The 2232-nt window shown below is 40.5% G+C and carries 2 protein-coding genes; both read left to right on the top strand.

What is annotated here, in order from left to right:
• Window positions 1–56 precede the first annotated feature (56 nt).
• The gene (tatC, locus tag AC29Z1_RS08645; RefSeq protein WP_488271054.1) at window positions 57–890 is read left to right on the top strand and encodes a twin-arginine translocase subunit TatC; all 834 of its coding nucleotides are present in this window, start codon (window positions 57–59) and stop codon (window positions 888–890) included.
• A gap of 34 nt (window positions 891–924) precedes the next feature.
• Window positions 925–2232: menaquinone biosynthesis decarboxylase (locus tag AC29Z1_RS08650; RefSeq protein WP_488271055.1), on the top strand; the 1308-nt coding region annotated here is incomplete at its 3' end.

Raw genomic sequence — 2232 nt, forward strand, 5'->3', positions numbered from 1 at the left:
ATTGAGGCTAAAACCTCTGACAATAAACAGTCTGGCGAGCATAAGTGAGGGGTTTGATGCCTGAGAATACGCGGATGGAAGATCATAAACAGGTCACACCTGAGACTGTGGAAAATACCGGAGTCATTTATAGCGATAAAGTAATTCGTGGAGACAGCGAACAAGAAGCAGGCAATACTGAAGAAAAAACATTACAAGACGGAACTATGTCATTCATTGAACACCTTGAAGAACTTCGCCGTCGCTTGATTATCATGATTGCTGCTATTGTTATTGGCAGCGTGGTTTGCTATTTTTATGCTGAAGACATCACTGCGCTAATAACAGTACCAGCCGGGAAGCTATATTATATGAATCCGGCAGAAGCGTTTTTTACTTACTTAAAAGTATCGGTTTTTGCCGGATTTTTATTAGCTTTGCCGATTGTCATGTACCAATTGTGGGCTTTTGTTGTTCCGGCCATGACGAATAACGAACGTACCGCTGGAGTTATTTTAGTACCTGCTTCGCTTGTCTTATTTTTTGCCGGCCTGGCATTTTCCTACTTTTTTGTTCTTCCGGCAGGAATAAAATTTTTTATGGGATTTGCTACAGATAGTCTTCAGCCGATGTTCTCCATCGGTCAATATCTGTCTTTTGTTATCTCTTTTTTATTGCCGTTTGGTTTTATTTTTGAGTTACCATTATTTATTTTGGTGATGGCCAAACTAGGAATTATTAGTTCGGCATTTCTACTTGCTAAACGAAAGATAGTGATTGTTTTGTCTTTTGTCATTGGGGCTGCCATTTCGCCTACTCCTGATGTCTTTTCCCAAACGATGATTGCAGTGCCAATGATCCTGTTGTATGAAATAAGTATACTTATTGTTAAACATATATTGCAAAAATAAGTGATTAGCTCTCAAACTCGAAAGGAGTATTGACTTGGCCTACAATGACTTGCGGGAATTTATTGCTGCGCTAGAGTCGCGAGGGTGGCTGAAACGGATTCGTCAGCCCGTTAGTTGCGAACTTGAAATTACCGAAATTACTGACCGAGTTTCTAAAATGCAAGGTAATAAAAATGTCGCTCTGCTGTTTGAGAATGTTATCGGGTATGATATGCCGGTTTTAATGAATGCATTCGGTAGTATGGAACGTATGGCCTTGGCACTCGGGGTTGAAAAAATTGATGATATTGCCCAGGAAATACGGCAAATTTTGAAACTGCCTTATATTTCGTTACAAAATAAAATGGAATTGGTTAAAATTATACCGACTGCTAAGCGGGCAATTAACTTCCCTAAATATGTAAAAAATGCACCATGTAAAGAAGTTATTATAAAAGACAATCCGTCTCTGGATAAGTTCCCTATATTGAAATGTTGGCCTGGAGATGCTGGTAAATTTATTACCTTGCCGTTAGTATTTACTAAGAATCCTATTAATGGAAAACGTAATGTCGGAATGTACCGACTGCAGGTCTTTGATCATAAGACTACTGGTATGCATTGGCATATTCACAAAAATGGTGCCGAAAACTATCGCGCGCATAGAGAGTTGGGCAAAGATAAAATTGAAGTTGCGGTTGCTATTGGTGGCGATCCTGTGACTACTTATGCAGCTACGGCGCCGTTACCGCGAGATATTGATGAGATGGTTTTTGCTGGTTTTTTACGAAAAAAACCAGTTGAAATGGTCAAGTGTGAAACAGTAGATATTGAAGTACCAGCTGGTGCGGAGATTGTGCTCGAAGGCTATGTGAAGTTAGATGAATTACGCCGGGAAGGCCCGTTTGGCGACCATACCGGCTATTATTCATTGGCCGATGATTACCCGGTTTTTCATATCACTTGTATTACTCACCGAAAAAACCCAATTTATCCGGCAACTATTGTTGGCAAACCGCCGATGGAAGATTGCTATTTAGCAAAAGCAACAGAACGAATTTTTTTGCCATTGCTGCAAATGCAGTTGCCTGAAATTGTGGATATCAATTTGCCGCTGGAAGGTGTATTCCATAATTGCGCCGTGGTATCCATAAAGAAGAGTTATCCGCAGCACGCCAAGAAAGTCATGCATGCTCTATGGGGCATGGGACAAATGATGTTTACTAAAATGATCATTGTGGTTGACGCTCATGTTAATGTTCAAGATATGAATGAAGTGTGGTGGCGGGTATTTAATAATATTGATGCTCGTCGCGACATTGTCATGGTAGATGGGCCGCTTGACGTTCTTGACCACTCCTCA

This window comes from Sporomusa sp., assembly GCF_057736855.1.

Bases quoted from the DNA above. Each gene is read 5' to 3' on its own strand.
- tatC (WP_488271054.1), top strand. From the start codon at position 57: ATGCCTGAGAATACGCGGATGGAAGATCATAAACAGGTCACACCTGAG.